Origin of the sequence: Nonomuraea sp. NPDC049750, from assembly GCF_040659625.1 — a bacterium.
Classification (GTDB): Bacteria; Actinomycetota; Actinomycetes; order Streptosporangiales; family Streptosporangiaceae; genus Nonomuraea.
Window position 1 is genome coordinate 1 of sequence record NZ_JBFANB010000048.1, and the last position, 20813, is coordinate 20813.

Here is a 20813-nt window from a genome sequence, read left to right on the forward strand (position 1 = left end):
AGGAACGCGATCGAGTCGATCGTCCTCGGCTCGGTCAGCCGAGGCGTCTTGCACCACGCCCACTGCACGGTGACGGTGGTGCGCGCCAAGGACGCGCCTACTCCGGCATGACATCCGGCTCTCTCACCACGCCAGGGAGGGCGGCAACAAGCCCAACAGCAGCGCAACACCATGGCCGCGGCAAGACGGAAAGCATGTTCGCGTGCATGGAGGATTTTGGTCGACTTCCTGAGCGACTCAGAAGCGGCGAACTACGGCCGTTACGACGGTCCGCCCTCCTGGGCCGAGATGGAGAAGATCTTCTTCCTCGACAACGAGGATATGGCACTCATCAAGGCGCATCCCGGCTGGCACATCAGGTGTGGCTTCGCCCTCCAGCTTGTGACCGTTCGCTATCTGGGGTGCTTCCTGGTTGATCCGCTGGAGGTGCCGAACGAGGTCCTGGACGTCGTCGCCGCCCGGCTGGGGATCGAGGATCCGTCGTGAACTGCCTGGCGCTGTGGAACACCACCTACATCGACGACGCCCTCATCCGCTGCGCGAGCAGGGCTACCCAGTGCAGGAGGCGGACGTGGCCCGCCTGTCACCGTTCATCTGCAAGCACATCAACGTGCACGGCCGCTACTCCTTCTACCATCACGAGCTCGGCGGAGCCCGGCGCCCCCTCCGTAACCCCGAGACGCCCGACGCCGAGGACGAGGAGGACTGAGTCGCTGTGCAGCGCCCCCTATCGCTTTCGGCTGTGTCCGCGGCCTATGCCGAACGGGAAGCGCGCTGCAGCCGGGCGGCGGCGGCCACGGCGGGCCACAGGCGGGTGGCGAGGTTCCGCACCATGATGCCGACTCGCGTCGCGGGGACCAGGAGCGCCGACGCCTGTGTGATGGTGCGCTGCTTGGGGTCGACCAGGCGCCGGTGAGCGGCTTCGTATCGGCGGAAGGCCGCCTCGGGATTCTCCGGACCCGCGGACAGTTCCTCGGCGAGGGTGCACGCTCCCGCCATGGCCAGGGTGGAGCCGTCTCCGAAGAGTGACACGCAGGACGCGGCGTCACCGAGTAGGACGATCCGGCCGTTCCACCAGCGCGGCAGGCGTACATGACTCACCGAGTCGAAGTAGAGGTCGTCAGCGGTGCGCACTTGCTCAAGAAGTTCGGGAGCGCGCCAGGAGACGTCCTGGTACGCGCGCGTCAGCAGCCGCTTGTGCTGCTCGTTGTCGCGGTGGTCGAAGCCGGGTTCGGCCGCACTGCGGTACAGGAAGAACGCGCCGCTGGGTGTGGAGCTGACGGCGAGCGCTTTGCCAGGGACGTTGTGCATGAGGATGTCCCGACCGGTCTCGAACGGGCCGGCGAGCGGCATCGTCGCGACGTAGAGGCCCATGTGACGCAGGAACCCGTTCTCGGTGGTGAACGTCAGTCGACGGGTCGTCGAATGCAAACCGTCGGCACCGATCACCAGGTCGAATCGACGGGGCCTGGCGCGCTCGAAGGTGATCTCGATTCCGTGCCCGTCCTGCTCAAGGGTCGCGATGGAGTCGTCGAAGAGGTATTCGGCATGGTCACGACTGGCCTCGTACAGGATCGAGGCGAGATCGCCGCGCGGTAACTCGATCTCGCCCGGCCGTTGAAAGGCGCGCATGTCCATCCGGCCGACCCGCTTGCCGGCCGCGTTGACGAAGGTGAGGCCTGGCGTACCGGTGGCGGCCTCGCGCAGCCGGGGCAGGATGCCCATCCGTTCAGCGACGCCTACGGCGGGGCCTCTGACGTCTACCGGGTTTCCGCTGGAGCGCGGCGTTCCGGCACGTTCAACGACGGTGACGTGGAAGCCGTGCCTGGCTAGCCAGTAGGCCGCTGTAGGCCCGGCGACGCCGGCTCCGGAGATCAGGACTGTCCGCTCGGTCATGGCACCTCAACTAACCTGAGGAAGATTTTCCGGACATCTCCACGGATACTTAACTGCCTCCCATACCGTGCTCCTTCGCTGCCCTGGTGATGAGCACGGCCGGCCCCCAGATCTTTCATCGCTCAGGCCTGCGCGGCTGCATGGTGGTGGCGGCGCAGACGAACGCCGACGGCGATGATCCAGGCGAAACCGACCAAGAGGGCGGCGTGCTCCAGCAATCCGGCGGGTGCGGGCCGTGAGAAGGATGGGCCCCCAGGCTGCTGCGCGTCCGGGGGGAAGGGTGCCGCGCGGCCCGGCGGCGAAGGCGAGCAACAGGAGGCCGCCGATCACGAAGTTGGCCGTTTGCAGCCGGCCGCGGTCGCCGGTGCCGCGTTGGCTGGCGCCGTGATGCCAGAGGCTGTAGCCGGGCCGGGTTGGTGCCGTCGATCAGGATCAGAGCCGGGACGAACACGCCGGCGGCGATGCCGCAGCCGAGTAGGGTCGTGGTCGGGCGCATCGCAGGCAGCCTCCTCGCTCCGCGATCCCACAGATCGCGGGCCGACCAGGCTTCCCGGCTCACCGACACCCGCACCCCACCTGGGGGCACGATCTTCCAATTGCTAGGAATGTAACACCTGGCCGCCCGTCCGGCCAGGTGTCGCGTCGCCGCGGTGAAAGCCTGGTGCGGGGCCATTTCTCTGCCGCGATCCCACGTCAGCGTTTTCCTGAGTGCGGTGGGGATGTCCAGTGCGCGGCTGTCTCTTCGCAGGTTCGCCACGTTGATGACCGGCACCCGCCACTGTGTCTGATCTTGACGCTTGTTGATAGGTTCTCTACAGGTGCGCCGGGAAGTCTGGTCGGCAGTCTTATCGCCGACCGTGAAAATGGGGCCCGCCGTGCGCGCTCGTGACCTGCTCGCCACCTTCCCGACCGTCACCGCCGACACCCCAGTGATCGAGGCCGCCCGGCTGCTGGCCGGCCAGGACCTGCCCGGCCTGATCGTCGTCGACGAGCGCGGGCTACCGGTCAGCATCCTGCCTGGCACCCAGGTGCTGCGCCTGGCCGTGCCCGGCTACTGCCTGGACGACCCGGCGCTGGCCCGGGTGGTGGATGAGAAACACGCCGATGCGTTCGCCTCCTCTCTGGCCAGCCGGACGGTGCGCCAGGCGCTGCCCCCTGAACGGCGCGAGCTGCCGGTCACCGATCCGGACGCCACCGTGCTGGAGCTCGCCGCGTTGATGGCGCGCACGCACAGCCCGCTGGTCGCGGTCGTGGAGCAGGGCCGGCTGCTGGGCGCGGTCACCCTGCAGGCGCTGCTGGACCGGGTGCTGGCCGCATGACGGTGCTGGCCTGGCTGTCGGTCGCGGTGTTCCTGGGCGCGTATACGCTGATCGCCTCGGAGAAGATCCACCGGGTGGCGGCCGCGCTCGGCGGGGCCGGGATCATGCTGGCCATCCACGCCACCGATGCCGGAGCGGCGTTCTTCTCCGAGACCAGCGGCGTCGACTGGAACGTCGTCTTCCTGCTGCTGGGCATGATGGTGATCGTCGGGGTGCTGAAGCGGACCGGCGTGTTCGAATATCTGGCCATCTGGGCGGCCAAACGCGCCCGCGGCCGGCCGTACCGGCTGATGGTGCTGCTGGTGGTGATCACCGCTTCGGCATCGGCGCTGCTGGACAACGTCACCACAGTGCTGCTGATCGCGCCGGTCACGTTCCTGGTGTGTGAGCGGCTGGCGCTGCCGGTGGTGCCGTTCCTGATCGCCGAGGCGATGGCGTCCAACATCGGCGGCGCGGCCACGCTGGTGGGCGACCCACCCAACATCATCATCGCCAGCCGGGGAGGGTTGAGCTTCAACGACTTCCTCATCCATATGGCGCCGATGGTCGTCGGGCTGATGGTCGTGTTCGTCGGGTTGTGCTGGCTGCTGTTCCGTAAGGCGTTCGTCTACGATCCGGAACGCGCCGAGGAGATCATGGCGCTGGACGAGCGCGAGGCGATCGCCGACCACCGGCTGCTGTGGCAGAGCCTGGCGGTGCTGGCGCTGGTGATGGCGGCCTTCGTACTGCATCCGGTGTTGCACTACGAGCCGTCGGTGGTGGCCATCCTCGGAGCGGGCCTGTTGGTGGCGGCCACCGAGGTGACCACCGAGCAGGCCATCGCCGAGGTCGAGTGGCCCACCCTGGTGTTCTTCATGGGCTTGTTCGTCATGGTCGGCGCGCTGGTGCAGACCGGCGTGATCGGCCAGGTCTCCCGGCTGGCCGTGGAGGCCACCTCGGGGCAGCTCGGCCTGACCACGATGGTGCTGCTGTGGGCCTCGGCCGGGCTGTCGGCGATCGTGGACAACATCCCCTACGTGGCCACGATGAGCCCCATCGTCGCCGACCTGGTCCAGGCCAACGGCGGCAACGGCGCCGGGCAGGTGCTGTGGTGGGCGCTGGCCTTCGGCGCCGACCTGGGCGGCAACGCCACCGCCGTCGGCGCCGCCGCCAACGTCGTCGTGATCGGCATCGCCGCCCGCAACGGGCACCCGATCAGCTTCTGGCAGTTCACCAAGTACGGCCTGATCGTCACGGTCGTCACCGTGGCGCTGGTGACGCCGTACCTGTGGCTGCGCTACCTGACCTGACCCGACCCACCGGAGCGAAAGGCAGCCGATGCGTGCGGATGAGCTGGCCGTGCATACGGAGTGTGAGGAGACGGTGCTGGTGGTGCGCCTGGAGGGTGAGCTGGTCTGGCCTGCGGCGGGCGGGCTGAGCACGCGGGTGCAGGAGTGCTTGCCGCCCGGGCCGGCTGTGACGGTGATCGATCTGTCGGGGTGAGGTTCCTGGGCTCCTCCGCAGTGGCGGCCCTACTGGCGCTCTACCGGCGCCTGGCCGAGGCGCAGGTGGTGGTGGCGTTCCCCGGCCTCCGGCCGGCCGACGGCTTTCCTGCGGCGATCCACTATGAAGGAGAGGCCGTCTGATGAGCTCGCTGCTGCTCGCGTTCGCGGGCATGCTGTTACTGGCCGTGCTGCTGTCCAGCCTGGCCCACCGCACGATCTAGTCGACGGCGGCGCTGTTCCTCATTGCCGGGTTCGTGCTCGGCGATGGCGCGCTCGGCGTGGTGTCGCTGGCGCCCGGCGACGAGCTGGTGGGCACGCTGGCGGAGCTGGCGCTGTTCGCGGTGCTGTTCACCGACGGGATGCGGGTGGGCTGGGCGGAACTGCGCAAGCGCGTGGCGGCTGCCGGGCCGGGCGCTCGGCTGGGGGCTGCCGCTCACCCTGGCCATCACCGCGGTGGGTGCGCACTACCTGGTCGGGCTGGGCTGGACCGAGTCGCTGCTGATCGGCGCGATCCTGGCGCCGACCGACCCGGTGTTCGCCGCGGCGCTGGTCGGCAATGAGAAGGTGCCGCCCCGGCTGCGCCAGTGCGTGTAGCGGCCCTTCTCCTACCACCGTGTGTGGGCGCGCGCCGCCGGAGAAGGGGCGCTCGCGCGGCGGCCGCTGGCGTGACGGCGGAGCAGGTGCACGGCCAGGGCCGCTACCCAGCCGAACCCGGCCAGCAGCGAGAGGTGTTCGAGCAGGCCCGCGGGGGCCGGTCGCCAGATGCCCTGGGTGTCCAGGCGGTAGGCGATGCCGGCGGCGAAGGCGAAGACAATGATGAGGGTCCCGGACAGCCGGGAGTAAACGGCCCAGCGGCGGCTCGTCTGACCCAGGCGTCCGGCCAGCACGTACGCGGCGGCGCTGAGCCCGGCGAACAGCAGGAAGCCGGCCACCTGGTGGACGACGCCGGCGGTGGTGACGACGTGCGGCTGGCCGGGCGGGTAGCCCAGCGCGGGATCGGTAGGCACCAGCCCGGCCACGACCAGGCCCGCCGCCGTGGCCGCGAGCAGAATCGGCCCCCAGGTCGCGCCGCGCCCGCCGCGCAGGGCGCGGCGCACCCCGGCGGCGAAGGCGGCCAGCAGCAGCCCGCCGAGCACGAAGTTGATCGTCTGCAACCAGGCGCGCTCGCCGGTGCCGAGCTGGCTGGCGCCGTGGTGCCACAGGCTGTAGCCGGGCCGGGTGGCGCCGTCGGCCCACAGCAGCGCCGGCACCAGGACACCGGCGGCGATGCCGCTGCCAAGCAGCACCGACAGGGTGCGAGATGACATCGGGACGGTCCTCCTGTTTCTCCGCGACGGATCGTCGCGGGCCGACCAGACTTCCCGGCTCTCCCACAGCACGCCCCGGCCGGGGCGTATCCTGATACAGCTATTTTAGCGCATACTGAAACAACTGCAAGAGGAGGAGATCCGGCGTGACCGAACAGGAACCACTGCTGGAGTGGGTGGAGCGGGTCGCCATGTATCTGGCCCGCGATGGCGTGCCGCCGATCGCCGGGCGGGTGCTGGGCTGGCTGATGGTCTGCGACCCGCCGGAGCAGTCCGCCGGGCAGATCAGCCAGGCGATCGGCGCCAGCCGCGCCTCGCTGACCTCCAACCTGCGGCTGCTGACCGGCATGGGTTTCCTGACCTGGCGCACGCGGCCGGGCGAGCGGACCGTCTACTACCGGATGGCCGAGGACGCCTGGGCGGTGGTGGCCCGCCAGCAGATCGCCGGCATCACCTCCTTCCTCGACATCACCCGCGACGGCCTGGACCTGGTCGGCCCGGACGACGGAAGGGCCGCCCGCATCCGCCAGGCGCACGCCACCTTTGAATGGATGGCAGGCGTGTTCAAGGGCGCGCCGCCCCTGCACCCCGACCCCGCCAACCCGAACCCCACCAACGCAGGCCCTGGCAACGGCCATGCCGGCGACGAGCCCGCAGGCAATCTTGACGATGAGGAGACACCGTGACCGGTCGGGCGATCGTGGTCGGCGGCGGCATCGGCGGACTGGCCACCGCCGTGGCCCTGCACCGGATCGGCTGGCAGGCCGTCGTGCTGGAGCGGGCGGCCGAACTCGGCGAGATCGGCGCCGGCATGTCCCAGGCCCCGAACGCCATGCGCGCGCTGGCCGAGCTCGGCGTGGGTGAGCAGGCGCGCGCGGCCGGGGTACCCACCTACTCCGCCGGCAACCTGCGTGTGCCGGACGGCCGCTACCTGCAACGCGCCCGACCCGGCGACCCGACCCCGTTGACCGCCTTCCACCGCGCGGACCTGCACCGGGTGCTGCTGGAGGCGGTGCCCGCCGGATGGGTGCACACCGGGGCGGAGGTTACCGGTATCCGGCACGATCAGGACGCGGTGACGGTGACGTGGAGCGGCGGCGAGGCCAGCGCCGACCTGCTGATCGGCGCCGACGGCATCCGCAGCACGGTGCGCCGACTGCTGTGGCCGGACGCGCCGCCGCCGCGTTTTCTGGGCCGCACCGCCTGGCTGGGCATCGCCGAGGCCGGCACCGGCGCCTTCGCGGACGCCGACGGACTGTCCGGCAGCGTCACCATGGGCCCCGGCGGCTACTTCCTGATCCACCCGATCAGCCGCGGCCGCGCCTACTGGGCCTACGTCACCACAGCCGACCAGGCCGGCGTCCGCTACCCAGGGGAGAAGAGCGAGGCGGCCCGCCGCCTCGCCTCTTGGCATGAACCGATTCCGGCGCTGATCGCGGCCACTCCGGAGCAGGCGGTGATCCATATCGACATCTACGACCTGGACGCGCTGCCCACCTACGTTCGCGGCCCGGTGGCGTTGCTCGGCGACGCCGCGCACGCGATGAGTCCCGATCGCGGTCAGGGCGCCGGGCAGTCCCTCGAAGACGCCGTCGTGCTCGCCGTAGCCGTCGCCGAGGAGTCCACCGGTGCGTTCATGGTCGAGGCCGCGCTGCGCCGCTACGACACCGAGCGCCGCCCGCGCACCCAGGCCACTGCGCGTGGTGCCCGCGCCGACGGGCGGCGCACCACGTCGGCGGCCGCGCACCGGGCGCTGGTGACCATGATCCGGCTGATGCCGGCACCGCTGTGGCGCAAGGGCATCACCGCCGACGGCAACGCCACCTGGCGATGGCAGCCGCCGCACCTGCCGTCGCCGACCACCCGCCACTGACAGTGATGATGGAGAGGAGCGACCCTTTGCCACCCCGGGAGTTGGGCCGGGTCGTCACCGGCGGGTTCAGCCTTTGATGAAGCGGCGGGTCATGTACCGGCGCACCGGCGGCAGTGCGGCCATACGCAGCGGCAGCTGGGTCAGCCACAGCAGGAGCGGGTTGGCGGGGGCGTAGACGCCTTTGACCCGGCGGCCGAGTTTCTGCTTCTTGTCCACCTCCGGCCGTAGCGCTGTCTCCCAGGCGGCCAGGGCGGCGCCGATGTCGCCGCCGTGGCGTTCCAGTTCGGCGCCGAGCCGGTCGGCGCCGCCGACAGCCAAGGCGGAGCCGTAGCCGGCGAACAGGGTGACGCACCAGGCGGCGTCGCCGAGCAGCACCACGCGGCCGCGGCTCCACTGGGGGGCGACGACCTGGCTGATGGTGTCGAAGTAGACCGAGTCGGTCCTCGCCATGCCCGCCAGGACCTCAGGAATGACCCAGCCGAGGTCACCGTACACCTGGGGCAGCACCGTGGCGGGGTCGTCGCCCCGGGCGCCGCGTGCGGTGCGGTAGCCGAAGAAGGCGACGTTGCGGCCGTCTCCGGCGCTGATGACCGCGACGGTGCGGCCGCGCGAGGACAGGGTGCCGGTGGTGCCGGGCGCGATCGCGGCGGGGCGCTGATCGAGCATGTAGACGGCGACCCGGTGCTCCAGGTCGAGCAGGTAGTCCTCTTCGGGGCCGAAGACCAGGGCGCGGGTGGCCGAGTGCAGGCCGTCGGCGCCGATCAGCAGGTCGGCGTGCTCCACGGTGCCGTCGCTGAGGGTGGCGTGCACGGCGCGGGTGTCCTGGTCGACGGCGGTGATGGTGGTGCCGAAGCGGATCTCGGCGCTGTTGCGCACGTTGTCGTACAGGACGGTTTCGAGGTCGCCGCGCAGGATGTTCATCGTCCGGGGGCCCATGGTGGCGGCGATGGTCTCGCGGGTGAGGGTGAAACGCCGTTCGCCGCCGGGCTTGTGGTAGACGAGCTCTTCGGTGATGAAGGCACGCTGGAGCAGGGCGGGCAGGATGCCCATGCGTTCGGCGGCGTCGTAGCCGATGCCGCCGAAGGTGACGCCGTAGCCGCCGCTGCGGCGCGTGGGGGCGCGTTCGATGATGAGGCTGTCCCAGCCGATCTGGGACAACCGCAGGGCGGCGGCCAGGCCGGCGATGCCGGCTCCGATGATGATGGCGCGCATAGAAGGTTCCTTGCTGAAGCCGGTTGAAGGGTTAGAGCTGGTCGAGGACGCGGTGTTCGACGGCGGGGTCGAGCCAGGTGCCGGGTGAGGGGGCGTCCGGGCGCGGGGCGGGATCACGATGTCACGCTGCGCCCGCACCGGGCGCCGGATGACGGGACGTACACCGAACAGCCGGCTGAGCAAGGTCATCGGGGGTCATCTCCTCGTCGGCACGTGAGAACTCACGTCGCCGACCAGGCTTCCCGGCACACCATCGAATCTCCGGAACGGAGCTGATGTCAGCAATATAGCGAATCTTCAGAAGTTTCTGAACACTTCCGAGGTTCGCTATCCTGTCGCCTATCGGAGGTGGCGGGTGAACGACAGAGACGAGCAGTGGCAGGCGGCCGAACGGCTGGCCCTGACCCTGACCGAAGGCGGCTTGCAGCGCATGGCCGCCCGGACACTGGCGGTGTTCCTGTTCACCGACGCCGAGACGGTCACCATGGGCGAGATCGCCGACCGGCTCGGCGTCAGCGCCGGCTCGGTCTCCGGCTCGGTCAAGTCCCTGCTATCGGTTGGCCTGATCGAACGCCTGCCGGCGCCCGGCAGCCGCCGCGAGCACTACCGGCTCCGCGATGACGCCTGGGCCACCTTGTTCACCAGCCAGAACACCGTCGTCCAACTCATGCTCGCCGCCGCCGAAACCGGCATCGCCACGACCATGGCCACCGATCCCGCGCATCGACGGCTGACGCAGATGCGCGACTTCTACCAGTTCATGCTCAAGGAGATCCCCACTTTGCTGCACCGCTGGCAGGAGCATCAGGCCACGCGTTCCAGATGATCTTTCCCGCGAAGGCCGGAGCCGTGGATCGAGCGCTACCTCGATCTGAGCGCTACCTCGATCTGGCCGTGCGCGGGGTCCGCTCGCCGGAGGTCCCCGCCAAGATCGCCCGGCATCTGCAACGCTTCGGCACCTGGATCACCAGCGGCCTCGGGCACGACCGCCTGTCGGCCCTCACCCCGCGCGAGGTCACCGCCTGGCGCGACCACCTGGCCGCCGCCGACAACCGCGGCCGCGACGGGCGGGCGGCTCCGATGGCCGCCGCGACCGTCAACAATCACCTGACACACGCCTCGGCGCTGTTCACCTGGATCACCGCGCACGCCCCCGAAGGGCTGCTGCGCCATGGCGACCCGACCAAGCGGGTCGCGCCGCTGCAGCTGCCCGCCCCGCAGTCGCGCGCGCTGGCCGCCGCCCAGGTCCGCACCGTCAAGAACGTCGTCGACCGGATCGAGGCCTTCCACGAGCTCAAGGGTCGACGCCACCGCGGCGCGCCTGCACGCCCACGCCCGTCCGGTCCGCGACCGGGCCATCGTCTATCTGCTGTTCGGCAGCGGCCTGCGCCGCGCCGAGGTGGCGGGCCTGACCGGCGGGGTCCACACGGAGCCAACGCCCACCTCCCGGCGTCGGAGGTGGGCGTTTGGCCGTTCGCACTACTTCAGCCAGGCGTTGCGCTGGACGATTGGCAGGTTGCCGAGTCCGAGGGTGGTGCCCGCGCCGGCGAGGGCCAGGCCGATGAGGACGATGGCGTAGATGAGGTGTTCGTCCATGAACGGGTTGTTGGCCAGGGGTAGTTCGGCGGCCCACATCAGGACGAGCATCGCGGTGCCGGCGCCGGCGGCGATCCGGGTGCCGACGCCCAGGACCAGCGCCAGGCCGATGCCGAGCAGGCCGGTCATGAACAGCCAGTCCACCCAGGCCTGTCCGGCCAGGCTGGAGAAGAGGCCGCCGAGCGCGTTCTCGCCGGTTCCCTTGAGGAACCCGGTCGTCGGGCTGCCACCCTCGATCCAGGCCCGGTTGGCCGGAGTGGCGAAGCCCCAGCCGAAGGTCTTGTCCAGGAATGCCCACAGGAAGATCCACCCGATCGAGATCCGGGCGACCGCCCAGACGTAATCGACAGGACGGTGCGCGGCGATGGCGCCGCTCTCCAGGACGGGCCTGTTGATGGTGGTGGCCATGATGGCCCCCTTTCAGTGCTGATCCGTCGTTCTTCTCACGCCCTAAGCACACCGCTTCTCGTGTTCTCCCAGCAGTGCCGTACGACCCGCAGCACCAGGACCTTGGTCCCCTCGATTCCAGCAGGCGGAGGCGAGCGGTCACCTGACCGTGTCCGGCGAGTGGTTGTCGGCCGGGCTCCGCTTGCCGAACGGCGGCCAAGAAGGTCCAGGGCCGTGGAGAGGTCCCGGCCACGGCGGCGTTGGTCCCCCGCTGCCGGTGGGACCTTCGGCAGGACCTCCGCCCCTAACGGCACTCCCTCTCACAGAACAGCCTCAGCACCAGGGAGGTGCGTCATGACCATTGCACACACCATCGACCTCGCGGCCAGGCGGCTGCTCGTGGCGGCCGGGGAAGCGCCTTCGGTGCACAACACCCAGCCCTGGCGGTTCAAGGTGCGCCACGGCGATGTGATCGAGATGCTGGCCGACTGGGACCGCTGGCTGCGCGTGAGCGATCCGCGCGGGCGTTCACTCCACGTCAGCTGCGGCGCCGCGCTGTTCAACCTGCGCGTCGCGGCTCACGCGGCCGGACGCAGACCCATGGTTGAGCTGCTTCCGGCTGCGCAGGAGGTGCCGGAACTGCTGGCCACCGTGCGGTTCGGCACGTGGGGGCCGCCCTCGGCTGAGATGCGGGAGCTGTACGAACTCATCCCGTACCGGCGTACCAACAGAATGCCCTACAACGATCGTCTCATTCCGGCTGCGGTGCTGAGCGAGATGCGCGCGGCCGCCTCGACGGAGCGCGCCAGCCTGATCTTCCTGGACCCGTGCGGCGTCACCGACATGCTCGACTACGCCGCCATCGCGCAGGACGAACTGGCCGGTGACAAGGACTATCTCGCCGAGCTGGCCACATGGACCACCGGCCGGGGGGTACCCCCTCACGTACAGGGACCCCTGGCCGTCGGCGAGGTGGATCCGGTCCGTGACTTCGGGCGCCGGGCAGGCAGCACGCGCTTCGAGTTGCGCCCACAGCTAGCGGTGCTTGCCACCGGCTCCGACGGGCCGATGGACTGGCTGCGCGCCGGACAGGCATTGCAGCGCGTGCTGCTGGTGGCGACCAAGCACGCGATCTCGATGTCGTACCTCAACCAGCCTCTTGACCTGCGTGACATGCGACGCCGCAGCGACCCGCACCACCGGAGCGGGCATCCCCAAATGATCATGCGGCTCGGCTACGGCCCGATCGTGGCTCGCGCTCCTCGGCGCCCCGTCACCGACCTCCTGGCCTGACCAAGGGGCCGCGAACGCCGAGACTCCGGACGGATGCGGATCACCAGGCTGGAGGGGATGAGGATCTGCCCGTTGAGGACGACAGGTCCTTTCCGTGCCAGGAGTCACGCCTCGACTCGGTGGACGGCGCCTCTCCTGCCTTCCTTGACGGCGAGAACCGCGGCTCCGGCGAGCGTCCAGGCGGCCACCACGGCGAGGTCTGCCCAGGGCCACGGCCGTCCAGCCGGGTCCAGCATGGCGAGTAGCGCGTGGGAGATGTGCCTGAGAGGGAAGACGCCGCCGACCGTGCGAAGGATCTCAGGTAACTCGCCACCGACGACGAACACGTCGGAGACAAAAGCCAGGGGCAGGAAGGTGCCGAGGGTGATCGCGTTGACGGTCTGCTGCTTGGTCACGAACGCCACCATGACGGCGCCGAGGACCGCGAAGCACACGCTGCCGAGGACGATCGTGGCGAGCATCCCAGGAATCACGCCAGGCTCAATCCCGACCCCGTAGCCGAGCGCGGCCACCACCGCCAGCACGACAGTGGTGATCAGCGTGACCACGAGGGCGGTAGTGAGGTTGCCCGCGTGGTAGGCCCAGGGCGGCAGCGGCGTGCCGGCCAGCCGTTTGAGCACCCCTCGCTCCCGATCGCCGGCGATCGTCTCGGCGATGTTGACGTAGGAGGCTACCCCCACCGTGTACGTGATCATCGCGGCGAACATGAACACCGGTAGCCGGACGCCGGCGACCTGCGCATCGCCGAAGACCAGCGAAATCAGCGCGAGCAGCAGCACCGGCAGGACCAGCGTGAAGAACGCGGATGACAGGTCGCGGCGCGTCCTGATGACCGCGTGCCCGGCCTGACCGGCCAGCAGGCGCCACGACGAGGGCCGACCCCGCCGTGGCGGCGGCAGGTGACGCACCGCACGAGCCGTCCCCCGCCGGGCCGGAGGCTGTTCCCAGCGGAAACGCCACACGGCCAGCGCCGAGCCGCCGATCCCCCAGGCCGCCAGCACCGCCAAGTGGTCGGCGGAGAGGCCGGTGCCGGTCAGGAACGGGTTCATGGCGTCGCGGACGGCGTTGGCCAAGTGCCGCAGCGGGAAGATCCAGCCCACAACATCCAGCCAGGCGGGGAGCCGGGCGCCGACAAGGATGATGTCGGAGATGAACGCCAGCGCCAGCACCACCCCCGTGCCGAGCAACTGCACCGCCGCAGCGCTGCGCACCAGCGCGACCACGGCGAAACCGAGCGCGGTGAAGCAGAACGCCCCGACCAGCAGGGTGAGGAGCAGCGCAGGCAGCGTGCGCCAGACCATCTGCACGTCGTAAAAGACCAGGCCCGCCGTAAGCAGCAGGGCGACCGTCATCACCGCGATCACCAGCGACGCTCCCACCAGCCCCGCCAGCACCGCCCACGCGGGCACCGGCGTGCCGCGCAGCCGCTTCAGCCAGCCGCGGTCGCGCAGATCGGTCAGGTGGATGGCCAGCGCGCCGAAACAGCCCTGCGCGACACCGAACACGGCCATGACCGGGATGACGAACTGCATCACCCGCACGCCCGACCGGGGCTCGACGACCTGGTTGCCCATCGCGGCACCGACGATCACCGCCATCAGCAGCGGCATCGCGACGGTGAAGACGGCCGCCATCGGGGTGCGGAAGAAGGACCGGGTCTCATGCCAGACCAGCCGCAGGATCATGATGTCTGTCCGCCCACCAGGTCGAGATAAACGTCCTCCAGCGACGGCCGCGCCAGCGACAGCGAGGTCAGCTCGATGCCGCGCCCCAGCGCCCAGCCCGTCAGGACATGCGTGTCGCGAGCGGGCTGCTCGGTCCGGACAGACACCGACTGGCCGCGCGTTTCGATGTGCCCTGCCAGGAGCGGCAGGTCGGCCGGCCTGGTTCCCTCTGGCAGCCAGAAGGACAGCACGCTGGTGCGCTCGGCCGCGATGAGGGTGTCCGGCGCGCCAACCGCGACCAGTCCACCCTCGCGCAGCACCGCCACCCGGTCGGCGAGATGCTGGGCCTCGTCCATGTAGTGGGTGGTGAGCAGGATCGTCGTCCCGGACGAGCGCAGACCGTCGATCAGTTCCCAAGCGTGGTGGCGGGCCGAAGGGTCGAACCCGGTGGTCGGCTCGTCCAGAAACAGCAGCTCCGGCCGGCCGATGAGACCGAGCGCCAGATCCAGGCGACGCCGCTGCCCACCGGACAGCGTCCGCACGCGGGCACCGCGCTTGTCCTTCAGCCCCACCTGCTCCACCACCTCATCCGGATCACGCGGACGCGAGTAGAACCTGGCGTACAACCGGACCAGCTCGAAGACGGAGAACTCCTCCTCGAACCCGGCCTCCTGCAACACGATCCCGATGCGTTCCCGGTAGGGTCGGCCGCCGGTGGCCGGATCGAATCCGAGCACTGATACCTGGCCGCCGTCACGTCCGCGGTGTCCCTCCAGGATCTCCACGGTCGTTGTCTTGCCCGCGCCATTCGGCCCGAGCAGCGCGAACACCTCGCCCCGCTCGACAGTGAAGCTCAGCCCGTCGACGGCCTTCACTGTCCCGTAGCGTTTGCGCAGTCCTTCTACGATCACAGCGGACATGTCGGCTCCTTCCGTCCGGCTTCCAGCGTCCTCCGCGTTCATCGGATGTGGCAGGGCCGAAGGACATGCCAATCGGCCCGTTACGGGGCCAGGATGCGCAACGCAGGGACATGAGTGAGCTTCTCCGGCCGCCTGGGTGCTGACCGAGCCCGGCAGCACGCCGGCGCAAGGGTCTAAGGGCCCTGTCTGCGGCGGAAGCGACTGGGTACCGTCATCGGTATGGCCGCCCTTGACCTGACCAAGCTGCGGGCCGTGATCTTCGACACCGACGGCGTCGTCACCGACACGGCCCGGGTGCACGCCGCCGCGTGGAAGCACGTGTTCGACGGCGTCCTGCGGGGCCGGTCCGCACCGTTCGACATCCGTGATGACTACCTGCGTCACGTGGACGGCAGATCGCGACTCGACGGTGTGCGCATGTTCCTGGCCTCCCGCGGCATCACGCTGCCCGAAGGCGGTCCCGGCGACGAACCGGGCGCGCCGACCGTACACGGCCTCGCAATGGCCAAGGACGCGCTGTTCGTGGCGGAGATCGCCCAGCACGGGGTGACCGCCTTTCCTTCGACCGTCGACTTGCTGCATGAGTTGCGGCGGCGCGGTTGCCGCACCGCGGTGGTGTCGGCCAGCAGGCACTGCCGTATGGTCGTCACCTCCGTGGGCCTGATGCGTCTGTTCGACACGGTGGTCGACGGCAACGACTCGGCCAGACTCGGCATGCCCGGCAAACCTGATCCGGCGCTCTACCTCGAAGCCGCCCGACGCCTGGAAGTGGCCGCAGGAGACACGGCGATCGTGGAGGACGCGCTCCCCGGCGTCGAGGCCGGGCGCAGGGGCGCCTTCGGCCTGGTCATAGGGGTGGACCGCGGCAGGTCGCAGGAGGCGGCGATGCGCCGTGCGGGGGCGGACGTCGTCGTGCCGGACCTGGCAGAGTTGTCCGTTACTGGGCGTGTCCCTGTGAGGCTGTGATGAACCCGTGGGTGCTCGCCTACGAGGGCTTCGATCCGGCCTCGGAGGGGTTGCGCGAGGCGCTGTGCACGCTCGGCAACGGCCGCTTCGCCACCCGCGGTGCCACGCCCGACGGCCGGATCCGCACGCCGGGCACCTATCAAGCGAGTTGCTACGACCGTCTCACCTCCGAAGTGGCGGGCCGGACGGTCGTCAACGAGGACCTGGTCAACCTGCCGGACTGGCTACCGCTGACCTTCGCCACGCCGGGCTCGAACTGGTTCTGCCCTGAGCAGGCCGACCTGTTGGACTACTCCCAGAAGCTCGACCTGCGGCACGGAGTGCTGCTCCGGGAACTGCGCTGGCGCGACGCGCAGGGCCGCGTCACGCGGGTACGGCAACGCCGCCTGGTGTCCATGGCCGATCCCGCCCTCGCCGCCCTGGAGACGACCTTCACCGCGGAGAACTGGTCCGGCCCGCTCCGCGTCCGCGCCACCCTGGACGGGCGGGTGACCAACAGCGGCGTCGCACGCTACCGTGACCTGCGCGGTGACCACCTGACGGGGCACACCACAGGCGGGCAGGACGAGCTGACCTGGCTGACCGCGACCACGCGCTCCTCTCGCATCACCGTCGCGCTCGCTGCGCGCGTCGACGCCCCCATCCCCGGTTCCAGTTCCGACGATTGCGACCACATCACCACGGAGCATGTGCTGGACGCCGTGGAGGGCACGCCGGTGACGCTCACGAAGGTCGTCGCCCTGCTGACCTCGCGCGATCCCGCCATTCACGACCCGCTCTCAGCCGCCCTACGGCGGGCGCGGCTGGCCGCGGGCTTCGCCGAACTGCTGGACGCGCACGAGGCGGAGTGGGAGCGGCTGTGGGAGCGGGCCGCTGTGGACGTGGACGGGCCCGAGCTGTCGCAGCTCGTCCACCTGAACGTCTTTCACCTGCTGCAGACGCTCTCCCCGTACACCGCCGACCTGGACGCCGGCGTACCCGCTCGTGGCCTGCACGGCGAGGCGTATCGCGGACACGTGTTCTGGGACGAGCTGTTCGTCCTGCCTTGGCTGAACCTGCGCTTCCCCGAGATCTCACTCGGCCTGCTGCGCTACCGCTGGCGGCGCTTGCCCGAGGCCAGGGCGGCGGCCCGCGCCGCCGACTTCGACGGCGCGATGTTCCCCTGGCAGAGCGGCAGCGACGGCCGCGAGGAGACCCAGATCTACCATCTCAACCCCGCCTCGGGACGCTGGCTGCCGGACGTCTCCCACCTGCAGCGCCACGTCGGGCTGGCCATCGGCTACAACGTCTGGCAGTACTACCTGGCCACAGGGTCCATGCCGCCATGGTGCGCCGAGTTGCTGACCGACATCGCCAGGTTCTTCGCCTCGTTGGCCGTACTCGACCCCGTGTCGGGACGGTATGAGATCCACGGCGTCATGGGACCGGACGAGTACCACACCGCCTACCCGGGGGCCGCCTCCCCCGGCCTGGCCAACAACGCCTACACCAACATCATGACCGTGTGGCTGCTGTCACATGCGCTCGAACTTGGCGGAGTCGGCTCGGAGGAGGCCGCGCGGTGGGAGGACATCACCCGGCGCATGCGGGTCGACTTCCATGACGGCGTCATCAGCCAGTTCACCGGCTATGCCGAACTCGACGAGCTTGACTGGGCCCGTTACAAGGGTGTGCGCCGCCTGGACCGGGCACTCGAGGCCGACGATGACGACGTCAACCGCTACAAAGCCTCCAAGCAGGCCGACACGCTGATGCTGTTCTACCTGCTCAACGCCGAAGAACTGCTGGCGATTCTCAAACGGCTCGGCTACCCGTACGACCTCGATCTGATCTCCCGCACCATCGCCTACTACCTGGACCGCACCAGCCACGGCTCCACTCTCAGTGCCGTCGTCCACGCCTGGGTACTTGCCCGCTCCGATCGGGTGCGCTCCTGGCAGTTCTTCGCCGAAGCGCTGATCAGCGACGCCCACGATGTGCAAGGGGGGACCACCGCCGAGGGCATCCACCTGGGCGCCATGGCCGGCACCCTCGACATGCTGCAACGCTGCTACCTGGGCCTGGAGCCGAGGCCGGACGGTCTGCGCCTCAATCCCCGGCTGCCCGAGCGACTCGGCTCGTTGTCGTTGCCGATCCGCTTCCGTGGAATCCGGCTCGCCATCGAGGCCGATAACGAAAGTACCCGTGTCGACGGCGTCACTCTGCCTCAAGGCGCCGCTCTCACCATCACCGAACAGGAAATGATCATGACAGATAGTGGTGACTTCGGACGCCGCGTGAGCTACCACCGCGACCGGCTCGGCCTCACCCTTGCGCAGGTCGCCGACCGCGCGGACATGTCGGCCGAATACATCGGGCATCTGGAAGGCCATCTGGGCACTCCGGACCGGAACACCGTGGCCCGCCTGGCCGCTGCTCTGGAAACGACCGTTCAGGACCTGCTGGGCGGTGGCCGTGATCGCCCGCCCGGTCCCGGCGCGGCAGCGGAGAAACCCGTCCTGGAGATGCTGGAGCCGGAGGAGTGCTTGCGGCTGGTCGCGCCAGGTGGCATCGGCCGGGTGGCGTTCAACGGCTCCCACGGGCTGACAGTGCTACCCGTCAACTACAAGCTCCACGACGGCGCCATCGTCTTCCGCACCGCCCGCGGTGGCCCTATGGACCAGGACCTGCGCACCGGGCTGGAGGGCGTGGACATCAAGATCGCTTTCCAGGTGGACCGGATCGACGAGGCCCAGCGGGCGGGCTGGAGCGTCCTCATCCAGGGCCCCGCCCACCATGTGCCGGAGGACGAAGCGATCAAAGTGGCCCATGCCGATGTCACGCCATGGGCCGGCGGCGAACGCCACCTGTACATCCGCATCGTCCCGCACCAGATCACCGGCCGACGTATCCACGGCCTTTGAGTGGTGTGCCTGGCTGGGCGCCGGCGGACCAGCATCTCAGGTGCTGATCACGCCGGTGCCCGGTGGGGCCGGCGGGTGGCACAGCTCGGTGGCGGCCTGTTGGAGGTGGGCCTGGCGGGTGTTCACAGTGATCCGTGGAAGGTGCGGTTGATGACGTCGCGTTGCTGTTCGGGGGTGAGGCGGACGAAGTTGACGGCGTCGCCGGAGACGCGGATGGTGAGTTGCGGGTAGCGGTCGGGGTGCTCCATGGCGTCCAGCAGCACCACCCGCGTCAGGACGTTGACGTTCATGTGATACCCGGCGGCGTCGATGAGCTCCTGCGCGCGTTCTTCGGTGATCAGCCCTTCGGCGAGGTCACGCTGGAGGTAGATGTCGATGAAGGTGGAGGTGCGGGTCCAGGGGCCTTTCAGTCACGCCATCTCCTGCGGGCCAATGGCATCCGCATTCAGGACTTCGTCCTCCGATGGCCGACTGCTTGCGATCGGGGCCGGCACGATGCGGAAGACGGTGAACCGGTTGGCGATCTGCTGGAAGTCGGCCACCGGAGCGTGCCGGTCCACGGGAATGTGCGGCCGGGCGCCCGGCGCGACAGCCAGGTAGCGGCGCAGGATCGGGGCGCGAAGTTCGCAGGCGACCTCCTCCAGCAGGATCCTTTCGCGGCGGCCGTGTCGCAGGAGCGCATGCCCCTTGGCGGCGCGTACGTTGCCCACCCAGTTGGCCTTCTCCCCGAGCATCGACACCAGGTAGCGCTCGCCCTGATAGTCCGCGACGACCAGCGGGAAAGAGATCATGCGCCCGCTGCGGCGGCCGCGCACCTCCAAAGTCACCATCCGGGCGGGCATCAGCACGCCGGTCGCATGGAGGATGGCCGAGAACCGGTTCATCGCCCGTGCCAGACGGTTCGGGCGACCGCCTCGATACAGCCAGCGCGGAAAGCTCTTGGCATGTGTGGTGTCCATCGCTGCCTCCTTTGTGGGGGTGTCGTTTCCAGCACACCAAAGTGGCGGCGGATCGGGCAGTGCCGATGGGCCCTCCCCGCCGGGACTTCCGCCCCTATGGCTGCGGGGTGCCCGCGAGTTGTCCTTCTACGGCCGCGGCGAAAGATCCGCGGAGCGGACCACCGCGACGGGACAACGCGCGTGGTGGAGCACCCCTCTGCTGACGGAGCCGAGAACCAGCGAGCCGAGCGCGCCGCGGCCGTGGGAGCCGACGACGATCAGATCGCACGCTGTGCTGGTGAGCGCGTCGACGGGGTGTACGTTCTGGACGTCCTCAATGACCTTCACCTGGGGATACTTCGCCCGCCATCCTGCGAGGCGCTTGCTGACGACCTCGCGCTGGGCGGCACGGACCTCGCCCAGGTCGTAGGAGATCTCGGGAGCGAAGTTGTGCACGGGCAGCTGCCAAGCGTAGATCAGGCGCAGCGTGGCCCCACGCAGCCTGGCCTGCTCGAAGGCGTAGCCGAGCGCCGGCTCACAGGTATCGGCGTCATCGACGCCGACACCGATCTCGCCGACCCGCTCGCATGGCTCGGCACGCACCACCACCACCGGGCAGTGGGCCTGCCCGGCCACCTGCATGGTCACCGATCCGAGCAGAGCTCCGGCGAACCCGCCCAGCCCGCGGTTGCCGATGACCAGCTCGCCCGCCTCCTGCTCTTGCAGAACAGCCGCAGGCGCACCGTCGAGCGACCGGGTGCTCACCTCTACGGTCGGCTGCCGGGCACGCGCGGTCGCCTCAGCCGCTTCCAGCACCTTTCCCGCCGCCTTCCTCAGGAGTTCCTCCTGATCCGCGGCCGGAAATCTGATGGCGTCGTACAGCCGCCGATCCACAGCGTGCACGATCCGCAGCTCAACACCCATTCGAAGCGCGTCGTCGGCGGCCCACTCGACCGCCGCGGTGCTGGGAGTCGAACCGTCCACACCCGCAATGATCAGGCCGGTCATGATCTCCCCCCTCGTCCGGCTTTTACGGCAACGACTCTCCAGCGCCC

23 protein-coding genes and 1 pseudogene are annotated in these 20813 nt (G+C 69.7%); 14 read left to right on the forward strand and 10 right to left on the reverse strand.

Annotation, left to right across the window (positions count from 1 at the left end):
- Positions 1-9: 9 nt before the first annotated feature.
- The 3 genes from AB0J16_RS55545 to AB0J16_RS55555 all read left to right on the forward strand — a co-directional run bounded on the left by AB0J16_RS55545 (position 10) and on the right by AB0J16_RS55555 (position 709).
- A complete protein-coding gene (locus tag AB0J16_RS55545) occupies positions 10-111 on the forward strand; it encodes a universal stress protein (protein ID WP_358556374.1) in 102 nt (33 codons plus the stop codon).
- 105 nt (positions 112-216) lie between these two features.
- Positions 217-486, forward strand: a complete 270-nt coding sequence (locus tag AB0J16_RS55550; protein WP_358556189.1) for a DUF4158 domain-containing protein — start codon at positions 217-219, stop codon at positions 484-486.
- A gap of 85 nt (positions 487-571) precedes the next feature.
- Entirely contained in the window at positions 572-709 is a 138-nt protein-coding gene (locus tag AB0J16_RS55555) for a hypothetical protein (protein WP_358556191.1), read from the forward strand.
- 44 nt (positions 710-753) lie between these two features.
- Here the strand turns inward: AB0J16_RS55555 and AB0J16_RS55560 are convergent, their stop codons facing one another.
- Both AB0J16_RS55560 and AB0J16_RS55565 read right to left on the reverse strand, forming a co-directional pair.
- Positions 754-1896: an FAD-dependent monooxygenase gene (locus tag AB0J16_RS55560; protein ID WP_358556194.1), complete on the reverse strand. Its 1143-nt coding sequence runs from the start codon at positions 1894-1896 to the stop codon at positions 754-756.
- A gap of 6 nt (positions 1897-1902) precedes the next feature.
- Positions 1903-2298 (reverse strand): annotated as a pseudogene (locus AB0J16_RS55565) (DUF998 domain-containing protein); the annotation flags it as partial.
- A 473-nt stretch (positions 2299-2771) separates the two neighbouring features.
- Between AB0J16_RS55565 and AB0J16_RS55570 the strand changes: the two are divergent.
- The 5 genes from AB0J16_RS55570 to AB0J16_RS55590 all read left to right on the forward strand — a co-directional run bounded on the left by AB0J16_RS55570 (position 2772) and on the right by AB0J16_RS55590 (position 5293).
- A complete protein-coding gene (locus AB0J16_RS55570; protein ID WP_358556197.1) occupies positions 2772-3215 on the forward strand; it encodes a CBS domain-containing protein in 444 nt (147 codons plus the stop codon).
- Positions 3212-4504 carry an ArsB/NhaD family transporter gene (locus AB0J16_RS55575; protein WP_358556200.1) on the forward strand — a complete coding sequence of 431 codons (1293 nt, stop codon included), beginning with the start codon at positions 3212-3214 and terminating at the stop codon, positions 4502-4504. The genes AB0J16_RS55570 and AB0J16_RS55575 overlap by 4 nt, the downstream gene beginning before the upstream one ends.
- Positions 4505-4532: 28 nt before the next feature.
- Complete coding sequence (locus AB0J16_RS55580; RefSeq protein WP_358556203.1) at positions 4533-4697, forward strand: hypothetical protein; 165 nt, start codon at positions 4533-4535, stop codon at positions 4695-4697.
- Between the two features lie 20 nt (positions 4698-4717).
- Entirely contained in the window at positions 4718-4840 is a 123-nt protein-coding gene (locus AB0J16_RS55585; protein WP_358556206.1) for a hypothetical protein, read from the forward strand.
- A 312-nt stretch (positions 4841-5152) separates the two neighbouring features.
- A complete protein-coding gene (locus tag AB0J16_RS55590; RefSeq protein ID WP_358556209.1) occupies positions 5153-5293 on the forward strand; it encodes a cation:proton antiporter in 141 nt (46 codons plus the stop codon).
- Positions 5294-5304: 11 nt separating this feature from the next.
- On the opposite strand, the gene AB0J16_RS55595 is transcribed toward AB0J16_RS55590, so the two are convergent.
- Positions 5305-6006 carry a DUF998 domain-containing protein gene (locus tag AB0J16_RS55595; RefSeq protein WP_358556212.1) on the reverse strand — a complete coding sequence of 234 codons (702 nt, stop codon included), beginning with the start codon at positions 6004-6006 and terminating at the stop codon, positions 5305-5307.
- A 146-nt stretch (positions 6007-6152) separates the two neighbouring features.
- Here AB0J16_RS55595 and AB0J16_RS55600 point away from each other — a divergent pair, with 146 nt between their 5' ends.
- Together AB0J16_RS55600 and AB0J16_RS55605 are read left to right on the forward strand one after the other, a co-directional pair.
- The gene (locus AB0J16_RS55600) at positions 6153-6692 is read left to right on the forward strand and encodes a transcriptional regulator (protein WP_358556215.1); all 540 of its coding nucleotides are present in this window, start codon (positions 6153-6155) and stop codon (positions 6690-6692) included.
- Positions 6689-7879 carry an FAD-dependent monooxygenase gene (locus tag AB0J16_RS55605; RefSeq protein ID WP_358556218.1) on the forward strand — a complete coding sequence of 397 codons (1191 nt, stop codon included), beginning with the start codon at positions 6689-6691 and terminating at the stop codon, positions 7877-7879. Before AB0J16_RS55600 ends, AB0J16_RS55605 begins: the two co-directional genes overlap by 4 nt.
- 66 nt (positions 7880-7945) lie before the next feature.
- Here AB0J16_RS55605 and AB0J16_RS55610 read toward each other — a convergent pair whose 3' ends face one another.
- Positions 7946-9091 carry an FAD-dependent monooxygenase gene (locus AB0J16_RS55610; RefSeq protein WP_358556221.1) on the reverse strand — a complete coding sequence of 382 codons (1146 nt, stop codon included), beginning with the start codon at positions 9089-9091 and terminating at the stop codon, positions 7946-7948.
- Between the two features lie 355 nt (positions 9092-9446).
- Here AB0J16_RS55610 and AB0J16_RS55615 point away from each other — a divergent pair, with 355 nt between their 5' ends.
- The gene (locus AB0J16_RS55615) at positions 9447-9917 is read left to right on the forward strand and encodes a helix-turn-helix domain-containing protein (RefSeq protein ID WP_358556224.1); all 471 of its coding nucleotides are present in this window, start codon (positions 9447-9449) and stop codon (positions 9915-9917) included.
- Positions 9918-10570: 653 nt separating this feature from the next.
- On the opposite strand, the gene AB0J16_RS55620 is transcribed toward AB0J16_RS55615, so the two are convergent.
- A complete protein-coding gene (locus AB0J16_RS55620; RefSeq protein WP_358556227.1) occupies positions 10571-11095 on the reverse strand; it encodes a hypothetical protein in 525 nt (174 codons plus the stop codon).
- Between the two features lie 333 nt (positions 11096-11428).
- Between AB0J16_RS55620 and AB0J16_RS55625 the strand changes: the two genes are divergently transcribed.
- Entirely contained in the window at positions 11429-12367 is a 939-nt protein-coding gene (locus tag AB0J16_RS55625; protein WP_358556230.1) for a hypothetical protein, read from the forward strand.
- Positions 12368-12471: 104 nt separating this feature from the next.
- Here AB0J16_RS55625 and AB0J16_RS55630 read toward each other — a convergent pair whose 3' ends face one another.
- Together AB0J16_RS55630 and AB0J16_RS55635 are read right to left on the reverse strand one after the other, a co-directional pair.
- Positions 12472-14052, reverse strand: coding sequence for an ABC transporter permease (locus tag AB0J16_RS55630; protein WP_358556232.1), 1581 nt, complete (start codon positions 14050-14052; stop codon positions 12472-12474).
- The gene (locus tag AB0J16_RS55635) at positions 14049-14951 is read right to left on the reverse strand and encodes an ABC transporter ATP-binding protein (RefSeq protein ID WP_358556235.1); all 903 of its coding nucleotides are present in this window, start codon (positions 14949-14951) and stop codon (positions 14049-14051) included. The genes AB0J16_RS55630 and AB0J16_RS55635 overlap by 4 nt, the downstream gene beginning before the upstream one ends.
- A gap of 219 nt (positions 14952-15170) precedes the next feature.
- On the opposite strand from AB0J16_RS55635, the gene AB0J16_RS55640 reads away from it, so the two are divergent.
- Together AB0J16_RS55640 and AB0J16_RS55645 are read left to right on the forward strand one after the other, a co-directional pair.
- On the forward strand, positions 15171-15917 hold the full coding sequence (locus AB0J16_RS55640; RefSeq protein ID WP_358556238.1) for an HAD-IA family hydrolase: 747 nt from the start codon (positions 15171-15173) through the stop codon (positions 15915-15917).
- Positions 15917-18820, forward strand: coding sequence for a pyridoxamine 5'-phosphate oxidase family protein (locus AB0J16_RS55645; RefSeq protein WP_358556241.1), 2904 nt, complete (start codon positions 15917-15919; stop codon positions 18818-18820). The genes AB0J16_RS55640 and AB0J16_RS55645 overlap by 1 nt, the downstream gene beginning before the upstream one ends.
- Before the next feature lie 122 nt (positions 18821-18942).
- Here AB0J16_RS55645 and AB0J16_RS55650 read toward each other — a convergent pair whose 3' ends face one another.
- The 3 genes from AB0J16_RS55650 to AB0J16_RS55660 all read right to left on the reverse strand — a co-directional run bounded on the left by AB0J16_RS55650 (position 18943) and on the right by AB0J16_RS55660 (position 20766).
- Entirely contained in the window at positions 18943-19230 is a 288-nt protein-coding gene (locus AB0J16_RS55650) for a glycine radical domain-containing protein (protein ID WP_358556377.1), read from the reverse strand.
- A complete protein-coding gene (locus AB0J16_RS55655; protein WP_358556244.1) occupies positions 19231-19779 on the reverse strand; it encodes a nitroreductase family deazaflavin-dependent oxidoreductase in 549 nt (182 codons plus the stop codon). It abuts the gene before it with no gap.
- Between the two features lie 126 nt (positions 19780-19905).
- On the reverse strand, positions 19906-20766 hold the full coding sequence (locus AB0J16_RS55660) for a universal stress protein (RefSeq protein ID WP_358556247.1): 861 nt from the start codon (positions 20764-20766) through the stop codon (positions 19906-19908).
- Between the last annotated feature and the right edge of the window lie 47 nt (positions 20767-20813).